This window comes from Marinoscillum sp. 108, assembly GCF_902506655.1.
GTDB classification, from domain to species: Bacteria; Bacteroidota; Bacteroidia; order Cytophagales; family Cyclobacteriaceae; genus Marinoscillum; species Marinoscillum luteum.
On the sequence record NZ_LR734808.1, the window covers coordinates 185,566 to 206,606 of the forward strand.

Consider the following 21,041-nt stretch of genomic DNA (forward strand, 5'->3'; position numbering starts at 1 on the left):
GCGCCAAATATGGTGACTACTTTTGATAGGTGAAAAACGTAATCAGAAAGCTTTTTATTCTCCCGGTGCTGTTTTATCAATACAGTATCTCACCACTTTTTCCAAGCACCTGCCGTTATTCACCCACCTGTTCCAATTACGCCAAAGATGCCATTATGAAGCATGGTGTTTTCAAAGGAATCTGGCTGGCCATTCGCCGAATCTCAAAATGCCACCCCTGGGGAGGAAGCGGGTATGATCCGGTGCCTTAAGGGGCCTGCTGCAATTCTTTCAGCTCCTCATCAAAGCCACTCGATAAAATGGGAAACCTGCACCACGTTCTGGGATCCACATTGAAATCATCCAGGTGAAAACTTGGCGCTATTCGCTCCCGCTTCCACTGATTGATCGACCAGAGTCTGAAAAACTTAGTGATCCACTGTTTTAACAATACGTGATCTGGCCATTGTCCCTTGAGTCTGGCGTATACCTCCAGGGGTGATTTTCTGTCCCTGATGGCTTTTTCTTCTATATCTACCAATACAGCATAGGGCATCAGGTCGTCTTCGTCTGTTTGATGCCGATCCTGAGGGCGAAGCTCCGCAGTGGGTGAGAGGGTGTTCACCTTATGTAGTCCTGTGTAGCCCAGTTCTTTTTCAGCATACACCAGCCAGCTGAGTATAAAGTTCTTGTCAACAGCCGCAATGGGTGAAATACTTCCGCTGGTATCACCATCCATAGTGGCATAGCCCACATCGCCCTCACTTCTATTGGAAGTAGACAGGAGCAAACATTTCTTGATATTAGCAAGCATCCAGATAATCGGGGATCGGGCCCTGGCCTGAATGTTTTGAAGCGCAATGTCATCTGTAGACCAGTCAAGTGAGCGTTCCAGTACCGTCTCTATGGATCGGGTATAGGCCGACACTTCCTCATCGATGGTCCAGTGAAAGAACCGGGCACCAATACTTTCAGCAAGACCTTTGGCGGAGGACAGTGTGTCCTCCGATGAGTTTTTGGTACCCTGGTAGGCAGTGTAAAAAAGTTGCTTAACTATTTCCTTAGGATCGTCAGAAGGCTTCAGGTCGAGGTTCAGTTTTTTTGCGAATTCCTCAAAACCAAGTTCAGAGAGCCCATTTTTTACAGCCTGAGCCACCAATACAGCAATACTGCTTGAATCAGCTCCGCCACTGAGCGAAAGTACAAATCCCTTGCTTTTGCTTTTTCTCAAATAATCGAAAAGGGCCAGTGAAGCGGCCTTGGTAAACTCTTCATGTCTTCCATTGGCGTCCGGCAGAATGTTTTCCTCACTGAGCTCCGGCTGATCAAAATCAATCGTGCACCCCAGGGTGTTGAAGTTTTTGAATGAAAGCCGGGTGTTTTTTCCTTTTAGTACGCCCTCCTGGGCAATGAGGATATCACCGTCGTAAATCATCCGCCCGGATTCATTTCCGAGGAGATTGGTATACAAATAGGTACAATGAAAGGTTTCCGAGCTACTGATAACCAGATGTTCCCTGAAATCTGCTTTAGCAAAAGCAAAATGACTGGCCGATGGGTTGAGCAGCAAGTCTACCTCTTCATTGATGAGGTGACAGGCCGGACGGTCCTTTCTCCAGGCATCTTCGCAAATTTCAAAGCCTATTTTGATACCGAGATAATCTATCGTGAGGTGCCCGAAAGGATAAGCTTCCTGACCGATCTGCAGGTCTGTGATTTTTCCTGATTCCCAGGGAGTGAACCAGCGGGGCTCATAATGTACGCCATCATTGGCCAGTTTTTGCTTGGCGTAGACTCCCAGTATTTTCTGGTTGGCAATGAAGCAGGTGGTGTTGAAAACTCGCTCGTGGTACCTGATAGGCAGGCCTACAGCGACCGCTATATCCTGAGTGTGAGGAACAATTTCCTGAAGTTTGAGGAGGGCTTTTTCCGGTAGCCATTCGCTGAGAAACATGTCTTCACAGCCATATCCGGTGATGGAAAGTTCGGGCAGGCAGAGAATCTCTATGCCTTCAGAGCGGGCCTGAGCAATGGATTGCTTAATATTCTGCAGATTGTTTGACCAGTCCATGGGGATCTGGTTGAGGCAGGCACCGCCTATTTTAATAGTTCTTCCCACTATTCTATCTTTAGTTGTTGCAAAGACCTCTGAGCTGCGTCTTGTTCTGCTTTCTTTTTGCTAAAACCAAACCCTTTGCCCAGTGGTTCTTCATCCACAATCACCTGGGCCACAAACTGCCTATCGCGAGCATCTTCGTTTGACTTAAGAATCTCAAAACGAATGGTTTTGTTTTCTCTTTGTGACCATTCGATGATTTTACTCTTATAGTTGGTAGTGGTACTGGCCAGCTCTTCAAAGTCGAAATGGGGCTGAATTAATTTGTTTTCAATGAATTTTTTACTGAATCTAAAACCCTGGTCGATATAGATGGCACCTATCAGTGCTTCCAGTGAATCACCATAGACGGACTTGTGGGAGATGCTACTCCCTTTGTTTTTGTGATACTTCACAAGCCCCTTCAATCCAATCTTTTTCGACAGGTTATTGAGCGATTCACGGTTGACAATTTTAGAGCGCAGTTCAGTGAGGAAGCCCTCTTCCTTGAAAGGAAATCGCTTAAATAGCATTTCGGCCACCACCATGCCCAAAATAGCGTCTCCCAGGTACTCCAGTCGCTCGTAGGAATCCTTCAGTCCTTTGGAGTTGAGCTCGGCGGCACTGGAGTGTCGCGTGGCCCTTTCATACAGGGAAAGATTGTTAGGCCTGCGGCCTGTGACGATCTTGTAATTCCTGTATAGCTCTTTATCTGGTCCGGAGAAAAGATATTTGATGAACCCGTGAGATTTCCTGAATATTGAGGGCACTACCCGCTGTATTTACCGAAAATAACAGAAGCGTTGTGACCACCAAAACCAAATGTATTGCTCACCACCACATTCACATCCCGTTTTTGGGCGGTGTTGAATGTAAGGTTCAATTTAGGGTCTATTTCAGGGTCATCCGTGAAATGATTAATAGTTGGAGGTATGATACCCAACTCCAAAGCCATGATAGAGGCGATACTTTCAATGGCCCCGGCAGCACCTAAAAGATGTCCAGTCATGGACTTGGTACTACTGATGTTCATATTGTATGCGTGCTCTCCAAATACCTTTTGGATGGCCTTTACTTCTCCGGCGTCTCCCAGTGGGGTAGATGTGCCGTGAGTATTGATGTAGTCTACTTCTGTGGGCTTAATGTTGGCATCTGCAAGTGCCTCGTTCATCACGAGCACAATACCATCCCCATCGGGGTGTGGTGCAGTGATGTGATAGGCGTCAGCAGACATGCCCACACCGAGTACTTCGGCATATATTTTGGCTCCACGCGCCTTTGCATGATCCAAATCTTCGAGCATCAGTGCCCCGGCACCTTCGCCGAGCACAAAGCCGTCACGGTCTTTGTCGTATGGCCGTGAAGCAGTGGTGGGGTCGTCATTTCTTTCAGAAAGCGCCTTGAGTGCATTGAAACCACCAATTCCGGTTTCAATCACCGCTGCTTCGGAGCCTCCGGTGAGAATGACATTAGCCTTTCCCAGCCGGATGTAATTATAAGCATCAGACAATGCATTGTTAGAGGATGCACAAGCCGATACTGTGGCAAAGTTAGGTCCTCTAAACCCGTACTTGATTGACAAAAGTCCGGGGGTAATATCCAGAATCATTTTGGGAACAAAGAAGGGGTTGAATCTCGGGGTGCCGTCACCCTTTGCATAGCTAACCACTTCGTCCTGGAAGGTGGTGAAACCACCAATTCCGCTTCCCCATATCACACCGATTCGGTCTTTATTGGTTTTTTCCAGATCCAATCCAGAGTCCACAATAGCCTCGTCTCCGGCTACCATACCATAGTGACTGTTAGGATCCATTTTTCGGGCTTCTTTTCTGTCCAGGAAGTCCAATGGATCAAAACCTTTCACCTCACAGGCGAATTTGGTGCGAAATTTTTCTGAATCGAATCGAGTTATAGGAGCGGCACCGCTAACACCCTTAGCAAGTGCATCCCAATAATCATTTTTATTGTTTCCTAACGGTGTTACCGCACCGATTCCTGTAACTACGACTCTTTTTAATTCCATAAACTGAATCTCAGATTATTTTACGTTTTCTTCCAAGTATGAGATGGCCTGGCCAACAGTAGCAATATTTTCTGCCTGATCGTCCGGGATAGAAATGTTAAATTCTTTTTCAAATTCCATGATTAGCTCCACAGTATCCAAAGAATCAGCTCCCAGATCGTTGGTGAAGCTGGCCTCAGTAGTTACTTCTGATTCTTCAACACCTAATTTGTCAATGATTATTGACTTTACCTTTTGTGCTATTTCTGACATTTTTATAATATTTAGTTAAAATCCGATGCAAAGAAATACATTCTAACCATTAAAATCAAAACAAATTAAACCCTTGAGAAATGGTATCCCAGAAGGTATTTGGGTAATTTAGCGCTTCATTAAGCCACAGGGATGAAGAAGAGTCGGCTAACTACCCAGTATCCAACTGATTTTGAATTGATAGGGATCGTGTCATCAGCTAAAGAGTATCAATTAGCCTGGCATTTGAACCAATTAAATGAGTTTCATCTGGTAAAAGATGAAGATGTTAAGATTGATTTTGCGGAAAACAGACAAATCCGCGTTTCGGTACTGATGGAGGAGACGGAATTCAGGAAAGTGTATCTATTGAAAAATAAGCTAGTAGCCACCAATATTCAGACCAATCAATTTCTCGTTCAGGAACTGCAACAATTTGATTTTTTGCTGAAGTTGTCCAGTCAAACGGATGAAAACTGGGCGAATGAGTTACTTTTGAAGGTCAAAACCATCCCCGTGATAGACTATTGTCTGACGATAGACGTGAGTAAGATAAAAATGAAAGATAATTTGGTTTTCTGATAAAGAAATACTGAATAGCTATGTTGAATTCAACATGATCAAAATATTCATTTACTTGCGGTCGATTTAAGAGTGAATTTACAACCGATATTATACGCATGAAAAAATCCCTTTTCAAAAAAACCAAAATAGTAGCCACCATTGGGCCTGCCAGCCGCAACAAAGAAACGTTGGCTGAGCTGATCAAAGCGGGTGCTAATGTATTTAGATTGAATTTTTCGCATGGTACGCATGCCGATCATCAGAAAACCATAGAAATGGTGCGTGAACTGAATGATGAGCTTGGTGCCAATGTAGCTCTGCTTCAGGATTTGCAAGGCCCGAAAATCAGAGTAGGGCAGGTAGAAAATGATGGTGTGCCCATAGCGCCGGGTCAGCAGTTGATCATCACTACCAAGGACATGCTGGGTACGAGCGAGAAAGTGAGTACCGTTTACGAAGGTATAGTGAATGATGTGAAGCCCGGAGATGCTATTTTGATTGATGATGGCAATATTGAATTAAAGACTATTAAGGTTTCTGGTGATGAGGTGATCACCGAGGTGGTTCATGGTGAACTCCTCAAGTCGCGAAAGGGGATTAACCTTCCTAACTCCAACGTGTCGGCTCCTTCGATGACTGAGAAGGACATTGAGGATCTGGAATTTGGTTTCCAGTTTAACCTGGAGTGGGTGGCTCTCTCTTTTGTGAGAAAGGCCAGTGATATTATAGAAATAAAGAAAAGACTGGTAGCGGCGGGTGTCAATACCAAAGTGATCGCCAAGGTGGAAAAGCCGGAAGCCATTACGAATCTGGAAGAAATCATCAGAGAAACAGATGGAGTGATGGTGGCCCGTGGTGATCTGGGTGTGGAGGTTCCTTCCGAAAATGTACCGTTGTTGCAGAAACGCATGGTACGACTGTGCAATAGAGCTGGTAAGCCGGTGATCATTGCTACCCAGATGATGGAGAGTATGATAGAAAACCCTCGACCAACAAGGGCCGAAACCAACGATGTGGCCAATGCGGTGTTTGACGGAGCAGATGCACTCATGCTCTCCGCTGAGTCAGCCTCAGGTAAGTTTCCCGTGCAGGCTGTACAGCAAATGGCCAAGACCATCGTGGCGATAGAGTCCGATTCCAGGACGATTTACTCCAAATACGAGGAAGAAGATACAGAGTCCACCACCCGACACAATGACTTGCTTGTAAGATCAGCCTGTCGATTGAGTGACCAGGTAGGCGCTAAGGCCATTGTGGGAATGACCAAAAGTGGATATACAGGGTATCGACTGTCCATGCACAGACCTAAGGCTAATATTTTCCTGTTTACCAATCAGAAACACCTGCTTCGTCAGATGAACCTTGTATGGGGAGTGACAGGCTTTTTCTACGATAAGACTTATGGGATTGATGAGACCCTGGTGGAAATAGAAAAAGAACTTGTGAAGGAAGGATATCTTGAAAAAGGTGATTTCTTTATCAATACAGCCAGTATGCCACTTCATTGGAAGGGTCATACGAATATGATGCGGGTGACTCAGGTAGAGTAGAGAGGCAGGGGTTCCACTCATCGTGATTATGGAGCCACTCAGCGAGTATTAAAATTCTAACGTAAGAAAATCATGAGTTTTGCCGTATCTATGGCAAAGCGCATGATTTTTTTTGTTTCTGGGATGAACGGCCAACTGCTTTTCCTGGGAATTATTCTTGTTTTTGGAAGTGTTTTTCTTCCGGTTATCCAATCACGTATTGTGAAAAAGGAAGCTGAAATTCGTCAGTTTCACCTTGAAAACCGACACCAGCAAACCTTGATTACCTTTCAGGAGTCGATGAAGGGTTTTGTGACACTCATGTCTGGAGTGAGATCGTATATGGTTTCCAATAGAACCATGCCAACCCAGCAGGAATTAAAGGAGTTTCTGGCTTACCAGTTGAAGGATCTTAACTATACCGCGCCAATTATCTTTTCATTTGTAGACACAAGTCATGTTTTCAGGTATTCATTTAGTCAGTATGAGGATGATCCAGGAAGACTTATAGGAACATCTGTGAGGGATATTAGGAGCGAATCTGAAATCGAAAAGTTGGATGCAGTAATGAGAGAGGAATCTATTTATTTACTTGCTCCAATCAACATGGTAGAGGGGATGATCGGTATACCTGCCACCTTTAGCGTGGTAAGAGATGAAAAGGTCTTGGGATACGTTGCAGCGATCGTAGATTTTAAAACCCTGATTAATCCTATATATAAAGCCCAGTCCACAGAGTCCTACGCACATCATTTCTCAGTAGGTGACAATGTTGATTTTGACCGGGAAAGAATTTATGACGGCTCGGTTTCGTATCATACCAGACAAGATCCTGGATTTTATAAGAATTTTGAAATTTCGGAAGGTGCCTTTCTATATTCAGAGGTGGAGCTGTATGGTTTGAAATTTAAAATAGGCACTGCTGCTGTGGAGCAAGACGAGCAAAGGTTTAATATGGCGATACTCCTTTATGGCTGGTATTTATTGCTGATTGCTTTTGTAGGTTTCTCTGTTTACCGTCTCTTACACTATCGCAAGTTAAATGTTGATTTAAATGCTTCTAATGCTGAGGTGGAGTCACACAAGGTGATGCTGGAAGAGCAGAACAGGGAACTGCAACGAGTGGTTGGGACCAAGGATAAACTCTTTTCGATCATTGGTCATGACCTGAGAGGTCCACTTTCCTCCATTGTGACCATGATGAGTGAGTCCCAGCACAATAGGATCAGTCCGGAGGAGAAGATGAGGTTTCTCGCCGGACTCCGTGATGCAGCTAAACAGAGTTTGAACTTACTGGATAATTTGCTGCGCTGGTCTATGGTCAACACCGGGGCCAGGACTTTGGATGTAAGGAGAATAGACGTAGCCATGTTGGTGACTCATGTCACGGACCATTTGGAGGTCATGAGTGAAGCCAAACAAATCTTACTGAAAAGTGAAATAGCTGATGGCATGGAACTCGTTGGAGACAGGGACATGCTTTCCACTGTGCTTCGAAATATCGTTTCTAATGCCATCAAATTCAGTCATGATCACTCAGTGATCAAAATCAAGGCTTACTCCGCGGGGCACTTAGCTATATTAGAAGTTCACGATTCGGGTGTTGGTATGACCAGTGAGCAGGTAGCTTCATTATTTAAGATGGACCGGGAGCACGTAAGCAGAGGAACACGGGATGAAGCGGGCACAGGGCTTGGTCTCATTGTATCACACGATTTCATCAAACTCCACCATGGAAGTATCAAGGTTGAAAGCACGGAGGGTAGTGGTTCTATGTTCAGAATTATTTTGCCAAATCAGGTAGACGAAGTGAAAAAGCCAGCATACGGCACAGGAAAAGCGATTCTGGAGCCATCTACTAACTAATACTTAAGTATTAAGGAAATACTACTTGTGCTGACCGTAATACGTTCAGAGGAGAACGATTGAGTTCGGTCATAAGAGAGATTTATGGAGTTTCCATCCTTTCCATAAACTTTGAACCCAAAACCTAGGACATGGTTTAATAAAATACTGCTTGCTTGTAAGCTTTCTGTTCTTGTCTCAGACCATTGACGATCAGGGCTTTGATAGCTAAAGTTTGTTTGCGCTTTTTTATTCACGAAGCATGTCATAGAGATCCCGGCTTGTATAAATGGATTAAACCTGGGTGCTGCGTGATAGAGCTTGGCCACGCTTTGAACATTCATATCGGTCATTTTCACACTGCCTTCTTTTCTTCTCACATAGATGTCAGGTCTGGTGTTCGGATGATACAGGTCTCCAGTGGTCTGTTGGTAATCATATGTGATAGACCCAATGGTAAGTAGGTTGTCTATAGAAAAGCTGTTGCTGTTGAAAAGATAAGATTCCATGTTGAAACCAGCACGCCACCCAACAGCTCGTTCGGAAAATCGCTTGAAGTTCCCATCATATATTCCTTGCCCAAAGGATGCTTCAGAGGCTGATAGTGCCAATGAAAACCCTATTTCTCTCCTTCTAACAAATTGTGAATGAGTATTTTGTGCTTTGGTGAGTTTTGTCAAAGAGCTTTTCGAAAACTCAAGTTTTTTGATTTCTTCTTCTGGATAGCCGGTCGTGTACTGAGTAACAAGTGATTTGAAATTATCAGGATTGATCTCCTGAAATGTTTCGGGCATTTTTATAAATAGCGCCTTTTCTTTGACCTCCTGAAGCAGAGTCCATTCTCCTTCCGCAAGTATTTTGAAGTATAAAGGGAGGTTGTCGACTGGATGATTTAACACCAGATAAGTATCACCTCTCATGGAGAACGAGGTGAGGTTTTCTGTCTCAATGATTTCCCATTGATCATCCTCTCGGGCTTTATATTTTATTCCAAAACGTGTTTCAGCCTTATGCAGAACGTACCCTTCCAGGTAATGACCATTTTTGGTTTCCACAAAGTCGCCCTGAGCATTTCCGCAGAACTGGATGATGAGAAATAGAAAAAGAAGATATATTCGCATGATAGATAACTCAATAGCATGCGCAATATATATCAAAGAGGATTTTTAGCTGGGGCTTTAATTGTACTTTTCTCCACCCATACATTTGGTCAGAAAAATTGGATGGATGGATGGATCGTAAAGAAAGGAGGAGAGAAAGAAGAAGTTCAAATCAATTATGAAAATTGGGACAAAAGCCCGGATCGAGTGAGCGTAAAGGTTGAAACCGGAACGACTACATATGGGGTAGACGATATCAGTGAGTTTTTTGTCAATAATGAGTATTATAAGTCTTACTCCGGGACCATCGTCAATCTTCCAATTAAGGATGAGCATTTGTCTTATGATCCAGAAATAAAGTACAGCGAGGTAAGGGCTTTTCTAAGGTATATATATAAGGATGATTTGAGTTTATTAGTATTGAAAGATGTGAAGAGTAAATCTCATTTTTTTGTGCAACGTGCAAACGAAAAACCGGCAGAACTCGAGTTTTATAAGTTCAAAGTGGATGAACCAATGCCGAACACCATTCTCAAAAACGAGCGGTATAAACTCCAGATGTCTTTCTTCTTTGAGTCATGTAGCAACCAAGACCTGCTTCGTCGGGCTCAATATGATTTGAGAAGTATTTCAAGATCATTCCTCGCCTATTACGAGTGTTCGAATAGGGTACCGACATATCAAATTGTGAAGGAGAAATCTGAGTCTGATGTGGGTCTGTCTATTGGGCTTACAAATACAATGGTGAAGTATGACGGATCTTTCGCAGGAGGAAATTCAATTCAGCGGGGCGATTTCGAAAATACATCCTCGGTGTACTTTGGGCTTTTTGGACGTTTTGTGGTTCCCCGAACTCAAGGTAAATTCAGCTTTGATGCGGAAATGGGCGTACAGAAATTAAGTCTTAGAGGAGATTATTATCAGCAAGCCGAAACCTATACTGATGAAATCGAATATACAGTGGATGCCAATTACCTTCGGGTTGCTTTAGGTGTGGGGTTAAAAGTTGCTTCATTTTCAGAAAAGTCTGAGCTCCTAATTGGAGCTGGAGTCTTAACTAATTTCGGGAAGACGTCCTCCAAGGAAGATTTGAAACGATATGACAGCAATGGAACGCTCACTGTAGACAAAAAGGAAGATGTGTTTGAATCCGACGATATTAGAAATCAGGAACAAGGCTTTTACACAAAACTTAAATATCACTATGGGAGCTTTGGTGCATTTGGTCGTGTTGATTTTGGCAATGGTTATTCCAACTTATCAACACTGTCTATTAAGAGTAGAAGGCTTGTGTTTGGGCTTGAATACGCCTTCTGACGAGGGTATTATAAAGGAAACAAATTTAATTTTACTCACTCCTTCAAAAACTTTCCATTCCAGAGCTGTGAATCATCTGTTGCCTGAAAGAAGTATAAACCCGGATTGAGCTCACTAATGTCGATCGTTTGCACCTGGTGATTGAGCTGAATCAGCAGGATGCTGCGTCCGGTGGTATCATATATTTTGATGGAGTTGATTTTTCGATTCAGGTGGATCTCAGTGGTGGCAGGGTTAGGAAATACGATTAACTCCTCTGGAGATTGGTAGCTGGCGCTCAAAATAATATTTCCATTTTCATCCACCTGATGGAAGGAGTTCACTTTTTTAATCAGCCACTTATCAGGATCAAATGTCAAAGTCTTTACCTGGCCACTGGCTGGCACTTTGAAGAATTGGGTGTTCTCCTCAGGGCGAAGTAATAACCGTTTGACCTGCCCACTTTTAAAAGTAATTTGAAACTCCAAAGGGGTGGAGAAAAAGGGCACATCGTCCGTTGTGGACTGATGAATGCTTATACCCAGGGTGTCTCCCGCCAATTTGGTCCAGGTGATATCAAAAACGGGGAATCCTCCACCGTAATACCATTGCTGAAAAAAGGAACCAAAGTCCATTTTGGTCTCTCGCTCCAGTACCGCTCTGAAATCTTCTCCAGACGCAGATCGACCACCATATTCCTGAAGATAGATGCGCAAGGTTCTAAAAAAGAGCGCATCATCATCGACCAGCTCCCGAATCATGTTGATCAGCAGCCCACCTTTCAGATAGGTAAGTCTGTATTGAAAAATTCTCGAATCGGTCAGTTTCTCATCCAGAGGGATATAGACAGAACCGGTGTCCGTACCTGTCACACTGAGCATATCATCCTCCATGATGGCCCGGGCATTTTTGACCGAGAGCAGTTTTTCAGCAGCGATGTATTCGCAATATCGCGCAAAGCCTTCATTGATCCAGATGTCATTCCAGGTAACACAGGTCACATGATCACCAAACCACTGGTGTCCAAGCTCATGTGCGTCCAATCCAAAAGTGAAAATACCCATTGAACTCATGGTTTGATGCTCCATACCTCCACTGAATGGGGCCATGACATGGCCATATTTTTCCTGATGAAAGGGATAGAGTCCAAAAAGCTCAGAGAAAAGCTCCATCATTTCAGGTATCATGTCAAGTTCGTCCTTGTAGTAGGGCAGGGTCTCCGGGTTGTTGTATAGGTAGTTTTGGATGAAAATGGAGTCACCGGAGAGCGCGGTGGGTTTGGCGTAATTATTATATTCTACATACTCGCCCACAGTAAAGGCCACCAGATAGTAAGCCATGGGATAGGTAGATTTCCATTCATGACGTGTTTTTCCATCAATCAGGCTAAGGCTTCTGGTTAGTGTCCCGTTGGAACCCACTTTGAGGTGGTTGGGAACGGTGATGTGTACACTCACTGAGTCTATTTTATCATTAAGGTCCTGCTTGGCTGGCCACCAGGTTTTGGCGTTGAATGGTTCGGAGAGGGTCCAGGTGATTTGATTGCCCCAGGCCTTGGACTGTGCGTTGTTTATGCCAGAGAAAATACCGGCGGAGGCAGGGTTGGGGGTGCCCTCATAGGTTACTGAAATCGAAACAAGATCACCCGTATGCACACTTGCTGGGCGGGATATGTATAGGAGGTCCTGATGATGGGTGAAGTTTACTTCCTTCCCATCTACAGTCACCTTGAGCACATCCAGTTCATCGATCAGTTCCAGTATAAACTCATTGGGTTCTTCCTGGATGATTTCCACGAGCAAGGTGGATGAACCTGAAATGCTGGTAGAGAGATTGTCAGCTGCGAGATCAAGCCACAGGTATTTCATATCAAAATGATCCGACACAGGATCGGATGCCTCCACATCCATACCGGATGATCGGTTGCAGTGGGCTATTTCTGTTTGTGAATAGGCCACTGTGGACAGCACACAAAGAACAAGGGAAACAAGGAGCGTTCTCATAAATCTAAGATAGGAACAATAAGAACACGCACACACCTGATTTATTTTAGAAATTTTTAGGTTCCACCATGAGGATTTGCTCTTTTTCTACCACCATAGCCCCGGGGGCTGTGCCTTTGCGTTTTCTTACATGCTTTTTGGGTGTATAGATAACGGGGCAAAGACTATCCGTTTTACGCTTGGAAAACCAGGCGGCCAGTTGAGCGGCACGTTCCAGTACGGTCTTGGGAATATTCTTACCGGCCTGATGTCTGATCACTACATGTGAGCCAGCTACATCTTTGGCATGAAGCCACAGGTCATCCTTGTTGGCGACCTTCAGGGTAAGCTCATCGTTGGCTTTGGCGTGCTTTCCCACCATGATGTGGTACCCCTCGAAGTTGTATTCGTGATAGGGGAGTACCTCTTCCTGCTTTTCCCTTTTCTTTTGCGTGGGTTGCAGATTGCGTATGGTCTTTATGTTTTCAGCTTCGCCAAGCTCAGCCACTTTCTTCTCCAGGGTGTCCAATTGTGCCTGGCGAATTCTCAGGTTCTCCTCCAGTTTGTTGATCTCCAGTTGCTGATTTTTGGATTTCCGGTAGAGATTTTCAGCGTTTTTCTGAGGTGTCCATTCCGGATTGAGCTTGATGGTGATCTCTGTATCTGCATAAAAATCATGGAGTACGACCGATGAGCTTCCTTTTGGAATCTGATGAAGGTTGGCCATGAGAATATTGGCAATTTCCTCGTAGCCACGTCTCTCTTTGATGGCTTCCAGCTTTTCACGGGTTTTGATGAGGTAGCTTTTGGTCTTCTTGATGGTGTCCTCCAAAGGGCGCACCGCAGCGTGTTTTTCCGAATGGAGATAATATGAGCGGGTATACTCCTCATAGAACCTGGTGCAGGCTGCTATGGTTTCTCTGGTCTCCAGCAGAATCGGAAGGTTCTGTTCCAATAAAGAAAGAACAGGCGTTCCATTGTTTTGATAAATCCTGATGGGGTTGCCTTCGAGCAGATTCAGGGTGTGAGTCATGAGCTCCCATTTTTCGAGGATGTTTTTTTGCTCATACCCAAGCTCCATTAGCGACTGGTACACCTCTTTTCCCAGGGCTGGAATGTAGGCTTTTGGATCGCCCATGAGGGCTTCAAACCTTTCAAAATCAAGCTTCGGGTCTTTTTTTAATTCCGCTGGTATCAGTTCTTTGTCTCCGGGTAAGTTGTTTCTGAAGAGTTTGAGGGTCTCATGATTTTGTGCCAGTAGTACATTAGAGCGGCTGGCGTGCATTTTGAAAATCAGGTAGTACCCATTCTCAAAATCGATGGCAAAGGACCTTTCAAACGGATAGACCCGCACCGATGAGACCTTTTTACCTCTCAACCTGGCGAAAAGATCGATGCTGTTTTTTTTGGCTCTTTTGAAGTCGCTGGTAATCTGAAGAAGGCAAATTTGGGGATTGAGATTCGCCCTGATGTATACTTCTTGGGCTTCCTGCGCAAAGCCCAGAATGAGCTCGTCTTTGCTTTGAGAGAAGCATTCCTGCAGCTCATAACCAACCAGGAGGTTATGCAGATCACTGGCAAGTCTCTTGAGAAAAAAGTAATTGTGAAACATGAGGACAAAGATGCATGATCCTGACGATGATCTGGTATCACAAGGTGACCTTAAGGCCGTCGAAGGCAAAGTCAATGCCTTCAGGAAGCTCCAGCTCTACATCGCGGTGTTTACCCATGGAGTGGCTCATGTGTGTAAAGTAGGTCTGTTCAGCACCTAGCTCTTCCGCCATGGCAATGGCTTCTGCCAGTGTGAAATGGCTGATATGCGCCTTTTTTTGCAGTGCATTCAGCACCAGTATTTTGGAGCCTTTGATTTTTTCCTTTTCAGCCTCCGGTATGGCGTTTGCATCGGTGATGTAGGTGAAGTCGCCGATTCTGAATCCAAATACCGGCAGCTGATAGTGCATCACCTGGATGGGATTGACCGTTACCCCGTGAATATTGAAGGGATCGTTGTTGATTTCATGAATTTTGACCTGAGGCACACCAGGATATTTCTGCTCGGCAAAGACGTATGAAAATTCTTTTTTGAGCTGGGTGATTACCTCAGAGGAAGCATATACGGGCATATCCATTTGCTGCCTGAAATTGAAGCTGCGAATGTCATCCATGCCAGCTGTGTGATCCTTGTGCGCATGGGTATACAAGACAGCATCCAACCTTTTGACGCGTTCCCTGAGTATTTGAGTTCTGAAGTCAGGGCCAGTATCTACTACCAGACTGAGTCCGTCTACTTCTATATGAATGGACGCTCGTGTACGTTTGTCACGAAAATCAATGGAGGTGCAAACTTCGCAATCACAGGCTATGACGGGCACACCCTGGGAGGTGCCGGTACCTAAAAAAGTAATGATCAAAATGAAAGTTGTGTTTGATTGATTTCCTGAAAGAGTTTTCGGTTTTTCTCGCTCAGGTCTTTCGAGTTGATGTCTATTTGTTTGAGAATTTCGAGAAGGCTATTAATTTTCCCATCCAGTGAGTAGTATTTATTCACGATGGCAATCCGAGTGTCCTTCAGGATACAATAACCCGACTGAAAATTTCCCTTCTCATACCTGAGCATGTAATCTGTTTCGGAGAAGATATCCTCCAGCCTGTTTAAAAAATGTTTTGTGTATTTAATTTCCATCTACCATGTAGCCTTTTACTGTTTCCACCAGGGTGTCGTAATTTAATGGTTTTGGAAGATAACCATTGATTCCCGCTTCTTTAAAGTCATCCAGGCTATAGTTATTGGCATTGCCTGTGATGGCTATGATGGGCACGTCAGCATTTTTGTTTTTCATTTTACGGATTTCCCGTGCACACTCCATACCGTCCATTACAGGCATGTGTATGTCCATAAGGATAAGATCGAAGGTTTCGGACTCCAGTTTGTCAATTACCTTTCGGCCATCCTTTACAGCACTGATTTCATAATTCTGCAGGGAAAGAATCTTCTTGGTGAGATTCTGTATCACAGAACTATCCTCTGCAACTAATATTTTCTTAATCATTAGGGTAGGGTTCAGGTGGTTAAAAAATTAGCGTAACTCTCTTTAAATTCAGTAAGACATTTTTTCAATTCACCGAGCTGCTTATTCATGTATTTATAGTCCTTACTTTTAAGTTTTTTCTCCATCTCTTTGGCCACGGCTGCCAGACGTTCAATGCCCAAGGTGCCAGCATTACCTTTTAAGGTATGTAGTTCCCTGCGCATAGATTCGTACTCTTTCTTGCCGGCAAAATCTGTAACACTAGCCACTTGCGCTGTAGCTTCCTCGTCAAAATCACTCAGTACACTTTCGATCAGTTCGCGGCCTCCGTACTTATAAAGGTGGTTGAGTGTGTTTTGGTTGATGACGAGCTCTTCAGCGCTTTCATTAAAAACTTCAGAACTTACTGATTTTGGCTCAAAATGCAACCAAGTTTTGACTTTTTCAATTAAACTATTGGCTTTTATTGGCTTGGCGATGTAATCGTCCAATCCTTTCTTGAGAAACTTCACCCGATCCTCTTCCATGGAATAGGCGGTCATGGCTACTATAGGCGGTCTGTGATCCAGTTTAAGCTTTTTGATTTTGGCAGTAGCCTGCACTCCATCCATGTCAGGCATCTGTATGTCCATAAAAATCAGGTCAAATTTCTTCTTTTTTACTTCCTTGATCGCTTCCTGACCGCTGCTAACTTCCACTACCTCGCATCCCGACTTGAGCAGGATACTTTTGGCCACATTTCTGTTGATCTGATTGTCGTCCACCAAAAGAATCCTGGGGCTCGAATCAGTGAACTGTTTGACAAAGACACTCTCTTCAGTCTTTTCGGAGATCTCATCAGCGCTGATCGAGTAGGCCTCAAAAGTAAACCAAAAGGTACTTCCCAAGCCAGGGGTGGAGGCCACGCCGATTTCTCCACCCATTGATTTGACCAGCTCCTTGGAGATGGCCAGCCCAAGGCCTGTGCCTGAGTAATTTTTGCTGCTGGAGCTATCTATCTGGCTAAAATTCTGAAACAGTTTTTCGATATCATTCTGGTAAATCCCGATCCCTGAGTCTTTAATGAAAACCTTGAATCGGTAGCAGTTGTCCTGACGGTTTAGCACACGTATACTCAGGTTGATATTTCCCTTTTTGGGAGAAAACTTGATGGCATTGGAGGTCAGATTGGAAAGCACCTGAGTGAGGCGCGTCTCGTCGGCCATAATGTACTCCGGCAGCTGATCGTCCAGGTGATAATACAGTGTGTTATTGCTCAGGTGTGCCTGCTGGGAGTATAGTTCATAGACTTTCTCGAAAGTGTCTATCAGACGTACGGGCTGAAGTCTGAGCTTCATTTTTCCCGCTTCTATCTTGGAGAGGTCCAGGATGTCATTGAGGATGTGAAGCAGGCTGTCTGAAGATTTTTTGATGGTACGGATGTATTCTGACTGCTCCTTATCTAGCTGGGTGGACCCGATGAGGTCTATCATGCCTATGATACCGTTCATAGGGGTTCTGATTTCGTGACTCATATTGGCTAGAAATCGTTCTTTGATTTGCAGGGAGCGCTCGGCCAGTTCTTTGGCTTCTCGCAGCTGTCTGTTGGTCTCTTTCAGTCGGGTGAAGTCACGTGCTACACCTTCTATTTCATATTTGTTTTTTCTACGCTTGATTAATCTTACGTTGCTCAAAAACTGAATTTCATTGCCTTCTTTGGTCACTACTACACCTTCGTAGTTCTGAACTTGCTTGTCTTTATACAGCTCCTTGAAGAGGTCCGAAAGTTTGGATTTGGAAATGAAATAGTCGGTAATTTTTTTACCGACCACCTCTTCCTGGTAGAAACCAAGGACTCGCTTCACTGACGGACTCACCAGGGATATGATCCCGTCCATATTGCAGCGGAAATAGATATCCTGAAAGGATTCGAAAATGTTTCTGAACTTTTCTTCGCTCTCCATCAGGGCTGTTTCTGATAGCTTTTTCTCGGTGATGTCGTTGGCTATGGCCGAAATCTCATGAATGCTCCCATCTGGCAGGAAAATGGGGTTGAGGAAGACGTCACGCCACACTTTTTGTCCATCCAGGGTTTTTTGGCTCGTTTGAAAATTGAGGGTGTTTCCCTTGAAAACGTGCTCGTATTTTTTTTGCCAAAAATCGGAGGCTTTATGAGACATGGTATGTGGGTCCTGGTCTTTCAGGCTCATACCTATTTTGGGTTCATGGCCATAATAGGCCTCGAAGGCTTCGGCATAGTTCTGGTTGAAAGAGGTGAACCTGAGCTCAGAATCCAATGACCAGATCTGGTGGGTACTACTTTCAAAAATGGCGTTGATTCGCGCACCCTGATTCTGAATCTTTTCCGTGTTGAGCTTGCGCTCCATGGAGAGGGTGATCTGACCCGAGATAAAATCCAATAGCTCCAGGTCTTTGTGGTTGTAGGCGGATTGGTCCTGGTAGGAAAAAACCGAGAGCACACCTATGGGCCTGCTATCCAGCTGTATCAGCACACCCAGCCATATATTTGGAAGCTTATCCTGGAGTTTGACTTTTTTCTGTTTGGCGATTTTTTCTATCCCATCACTGTAGATGATCATGGGCTTGCCTCGTTCGAAGGTATAGTCGGCCAGTAGCTTCTCTACATCTTTTTTGAATTTGACTCCCGTTTTTTCTTCATCTCCATTTACCCAGTAGGCATACTGGTAGGTTTTACCCTGCTTCAGCGCCACACTAAAGTTTCTTACTTTCAGTATGTCATTGAGCTCTTGAAATATTTTGCCATAGAAGTCCTCCGGGCTGTTTTGGGAGATGGTGATGTTGGCAATTTTGTAGTAAAGACTCTGAGCTCGCTCTGCACGGAAGCGTTCTGTAATATCAAAAAAGACACATCGGAACTCGGCAGGTTCGTCATTTTCAAAAACACAGGTGAGCTTACCAATGACGTAGATATTCTTTCCATACTTGGTCTTCAGTACGGTTTCGAATCGTTCTAGGCGACTACCGGCTGTGATTTTGAGGAGATTATGGAGGGTTTGCTTGCGGTGGTCGGGGTGCACCACTTCCACAAATTTCAGGTCAAATATTTCATCCTCTCTGTATCCAAGCTTGTTTCTCCAGGCTTCGTTGACAAACCTAAATTCGCCATTGGGTTTGAATATCTGTATGAGATCATTGGATGAATCAAAGAGTTCCTTAAGGTGGAAATTGGTTTTTTCAACCAGGCCATAATAGTCCTCATGGGCTTTTTCAAGCCTTTCTTGAAGCGATTTTACTTCTTCCTTGAGTGATTTGATGTCTTGTTCGGCCAGATCCATTTCTATAAAATTAGCCAATTAATGCTACTTTCGGGATCGAAATGAATTTGAAAAAAAACATACTGGTATCGGTAGTGGGGCCAACGGCGGTAGGTAAGACTGCTTTGGCCATTGAGATTGCCAAATATTTCAATACACAAATTGTGTCAGCAGATTCCAGACAGTTTTATCGAGAAATGAATATTGGTACGGCCAAACCGGATAAGGAGGAACTGGCCCAGGTAAAACATCACTTTATCAATTCACATTCTATCAAAAGCCACTACAGTGTGGGGATGTATGAGAAAGAGGCACTTGTATTATTGGATGAGTTGTTTCAACGCCACGATGTGGTAGTGTTGGTGGGCGGTTCCGGGTTGTTTTTCAAAGCCATTTGGGACGGATTTGATGAGATGCCCGCAGTGGATCTGGACCTGAGAGCGAGCCTGAACAGGTGGTTTGAGGAGGAGGGACTGGAGCCGATGCTGAAGGAATTGAAAGAGAAAGATCCTGAGTATTTCGGTCTGGTAGACCAACAGAATCATCAGCGCGTGATCCGGGCATTGGAGGTCATCCGTTCTTCGGGTGAAACCTTCACCTCTTTCAGAAAGGGCAAGGCGGTGAGCAATAGGAATTTTGTGAACCTGAAATTTGGCTTGAACATGGATCGTGAAATTCTTTTTGACCGAATCAATAAGCGCATGGATCTGATGATAGATGCGGGTCTTTTTGAGGAAGCTAAGGCCTTGTTTCCTTACAAGGATCATAATGCACTACAGACAGTGGGCTATACGGAAATATTCAATTACCTGGACGGAAAATATGATCGGGAGGAGGCTGTGCGGTTGCTGAAACGAAACAGCAGAAGGTACGCGAAGCGTCAGCTTACCTGGTTCAGAAAGGATGAGGAAATAAAATGGTATCAGCCGAACGAATCGGAACGAATCATTCGGCTGATAGCAGATTCTTTAAATGCTTAAAATGTCTACCAGTCGCATCAACTCCGGGTTGATGGGTTTGGCTTTGGAGATGGCAAGCTTGAAGCTCGTATAGGCAATTTTGTCATTGACCACACCTACCATCACATTCTTTTCGCCATTTACCAGTCCTTCCACAGCAGCCATACCCAGTCTGGATGAAAGGATACGATCATAAGATGTGGGAGATCCACCTCTTTGGATGTGACCGAGAGTGGAAACTCTGATGTCCAGGTCAGGCAGCTCTTTGGCTACTTTGGCGGCCACTTCCAGTGCATCACCTTGCTCGCCGCCTTCGGCCACCACTACGATGGAAGAAGTTTTTTGATTGTCGCGCCCTTCCTTCAATGTTTGAATTACGTCCCCGATTGTAGTGGAGGTTTCTGGCACCATCACCAGTTCAGCTCCACCGCCTATTCCACTTTGGATGGCGATATACCCACTGTGTCGGCCCATTACTTCTATAAAGAACACCCGATCGTGTGAGTTTGCTGTATCACGTATTTTATCAATGGCATCTAGAGCAGTATTCACCGCTGTATCAAATCCGATCGTGTAATCGGAGCCATAAAGATCATTGTCTATGGTGCCTGGTGCTCCCACGATGGGAATCCCATATTCTTCGTAGAAGATGTTGGCTCCGGTGAATGTACCGTCACCACCAATAGCCACCAGGCCCTCTATTCCTCTTTTTTTCAGTTGCTCATAAGCCTTTGCACGACCTTCCTTGGTCATAAAGTCTTTAGACCTGGCAGACTTCAGGATGGTACCCCCTCGCTGAACAATATTGCTCACCGAGTATGACTTCATTTTGTAAATGTCACCGTCTATCATGCCATTGTATCCATATTTGATACCATAGACATCCAGACCAAGATATAGCCCTGTTCTCACCACAGATCGGATACAGGCATTCATGCCTGGCGCGTCACCTCCTGATGTAAAAACACCAATACTTTTCATATTCTAAATCAATTTAAAAAATTAGGGGGCTATATTGTTTATTTGCTTTCGGGGCCCAATATTAATGAAAATAAGAAAGGTATAAAATGGAATTAGTCTCTATTAATGCAAAATGCCACTAGATGAGGAATAGACGTATTTTGATCGTTACAT

At 44.4% G+C, this 21,041-nt stretch carries 18 protein-coding genes; 6 read left to right on the plus strand and 12 right to left on the minus strand.

Translation table 11 applies throughout. From position 1 onward, the window contains the following. The first annotated feature begins 29 nt into the window (after positions 1-29). Positions 30-251 carry a membrane protein insertion efficiency factor YidD gene (gene yidD / locus GV030_RS00675; protein ID WP_159578782.1) on the plus strand — a complete coding sequence of 74 codons (222 nt, stop codon included), beginning with the start codon at positions 30-32 and terminating at the stop codon, positions 249-251. Here the strand turns inward: yidD and GV030_RS00680 are convergent. Genes GV030_RS00680 through GV030_RS00695 form a run of 4 tightly spaced genes read right to left on the minus strand, consistent with a single transcriptional unit; the run spans position 248 to position 4,349 of the window. After that, entirely contained in the window at positions 248-2,098 is a 1,851-nt protein-coding gene (locus tag GV030_RS00680) for a nitrilase-related carbon-nitrogen hydrolase (RefSeq protein WP_370519050.1), read from the minus strand. The genes yidD and GV030_RS00680 overlap by 4 nt on opposite strands. Further along, the gene (gene rnc / locus GV030_RS00685; RefSeq protein ID WP_255465026.1) at positions 2,098-2,844 is read right to left on the minus strand and encodes a ribonuclease III; all 747 of its coding nucleotides are present in this window, start codon (positions 2,842-2,844) and stop codon (positions 2,098-2,100) included. The genes GV030_RS00680 and rnc overlap by 1 nt, the downstream gene beginning before the upstream one ends. After that, entirely contained in the window at positions 2,844-4,097 is a 1,254-nt protein-coding gene (fabF, locus tag GV030_RS00690; protein WP_159578784.1) for a beta-ketoacyl-ACP synthase II, read from the minus strand. The genes rnc and fabF overlap by 1 nt, the downstream gene beginning before the upstream one ends. 15 nt (positions 4,098-4,112) lie before the next feature. Beyond that, a complete protein-coding gene (locus GV030_RS00695) occupies positions 4,113-4,349 on the minus strand; it encodes an acyl carrier protein (RefSeq protein WP_115868928.1) in 237 nt (78 codons plus the stop codon). A gap of 132 nt (positions 4,350-4,481) precedes the next feature. Here GV030_RS00695 and GV030_RS00700 point away from each other — a divergent pair, with 132 nt between their 5' ends. The 3 genes from GV030_RS00700 (at position 4,482) to GV030_RS00710 (ending at position 8,287) form a co-directional block, all read left to right on the plus strand. Continuing rightward, a complete protein-coding gene (locus GV030_RS00700) occupies positions 4,482-4,910 on the plus strand; it encodes an IPExxxVDY family protein (RefSeq protein WP_159578786.1) in 429 nt (142 codons plus the stop codon). Positions 4,911-5,008: 98 nt separating this feature from the next. Continuing rightward, the gene (gene pyk, locus GV030_RS00705; RefSeq protein ID WP_159578788.1) at positions 5,009-6,442 is read left to right on the plus strand and encodes a pyruvate kinase; all 1,434 of its coding nucleotides are present in this window, start codon (positions 5,009-5,011) and stop codon (positions 6,440-6,442) included. A 72-nt stretch (positions 6,443-6,514) separates the two neighbouring features. Beyond that, on the plus strand, positions 6,515-8,287 hold the full coding sequence (locus GV030_RS00710; protein ID WP_159578790.1) for a HAMP domain-containing sensor histidine kinase: 1,773 nt from the start codon (positions 6,515-6,517) through the stop codon (positions 8,285-8,287). Here GV030_RS00710 and GV030_RS00715 read toward each other — a convergent pair. After that, positions 8,284-9,387 (minus strand): hypothetical protein, encoded by a 1,104-nt coding sequence (locus GV030_RS00715; RefSeq protein WP_159578792.1) that lies wholly within the window; start codon positions 9,385-9,387, stop codon positions 8,284-8,286. The two genes, GV030_RS00710 and GV030_RS00715, sit on opposite strands and share 4 nt — an antisense overlap. 18 nt (positions 9,388-9,405) lie before the next feature. Between GV030_RS00715 and GV030_RS00720 the strand changes: the two genes are divergently transcribed. After that, positions 9,406-10,683 carry a hypothetical protein gene (locus GV030_RS00720; protein WP_159578794.1) on the plus strand — a complete coding sequence of 426 codons (1,278 nt, stop codon included), beginning with the start codon at positions 9,406-9,408 and terminating at the stop codon, positions 10,681-10,683. Between the two features lie 35 nt (positions 10,684-10,718). Here the strand turns inward: GV030_RS00720 and GV030_RS00725 are convergent, their stop codons facing one another. The 6 genes from GV030_RS00725 to GV030_RS00750 are packed head-to-tail and all read right to left on the minus strand — an operon-like array spanning position 10,719 to position 18,987. Then, on the minus strand, positions 10,719-12,665 hold the full coding sequence (locus tag GV030_RS00725; RefSeq protein ID WP_159578796.1) for a M1 family aminopeptidase: 1,947 nt from the start codon (positions 12,663-12,665) through the stop codon (positions 10,719-10,721). Between the two features lie 46 nt (positions 12,666-12,711). Further along, positions 12,712-14,256, minus strand: coding sequence for an NFACT RNA binding domain-containing protein (locus tag GV030_RS00730; RefSeq protein WP_159578798.1), 1,545 nt, complete (start codon positions 14,254-14,256; stop codon positions 12,712-12,714). Between the two features lie 37 nt (positions 14,257-14,293). After that, entirely contained in the window at positions 14,294-15,055 is a 762-nt protein-coding gene (locus tag GV030_RS00735; protein ID WP_159578801.1) for an MBL fold metallo-hydrolase, read from the minus strand. Then, positions 15,052-15,327, minus strand: a complete 276-nt coding sequence (locus GV030_RS00740) for a hypothetical protein (protein ID WP_159578803.1) — start codon at positions 15,325-15,327, stop codon at positions 15,052-15,054. The genes GV030_RS00735 and GV030_RS00740 overlap by 4 nt, the downstream gene beginning before the upstream one ends. Continuing rightward, on the minus strand, positions 15,317-15,694 hold the full coding sequence (locus tag GV030_RS00745) for a response regulator (protein WP_159578805.1): 378 nt from the start codon (positions 15,692-15,694) through the stop codon (positions 15,317-15,319). The genes GV030_RS00740 and GV030_RS00745 overlap by 11 nt, the downstream gene beginning before the upstream one ends. Positions 15,695-15,705: 11 nt before the next feature. Further along, positions 15,706-18,987: a PAS domain S-box protein gene (locus tag GV030_RS00750; RefSeq protein WP_159578807.1), complete on the minus strand. Its 3,282-nt coding sequence runs from the start codon at positions 18,985-18,987 to the stop codon at positions 15,706-15,708. A 23-nt stretch (positions 18,988-19,010) separates the two neighbouring features. Between GV030_RS00750 and miaA the strand changes: the two genes are divergently transcribed. Then, positions 19,011-19,928, plus strand: a complete 918-nt coding sequence (gene miaA, locus GV030_RS00755) for a tRNA (adenosine(37)-N6)-dimethylallyltransferase MiaA (RefSeq protein ID WP_159578809.1) — start codon at positions 19,011-19,013, stop codon at positions 19,926-19,928. On the opposite strand, the gene pfkA is transcribed toward miaA, so the two are convergent. Further along, positions 19,917-20,888: a 6-phosphofructokinase gene (gene pfkA / locus GV030_RS00760; RefSeq protein WP_159578811.1), complete on the minus strand. Its 972-nt coding sequence runs from the start codon at positions 20,886-20,888 to the stop codon at positions 19,917-19,919. The two genes, miaA and pfkA, sit on opposite strands and share 12 nt — an antisense overlap. Between the last annotated feature and the right edge of the window lie 153 nt (positions 20,889-21,041).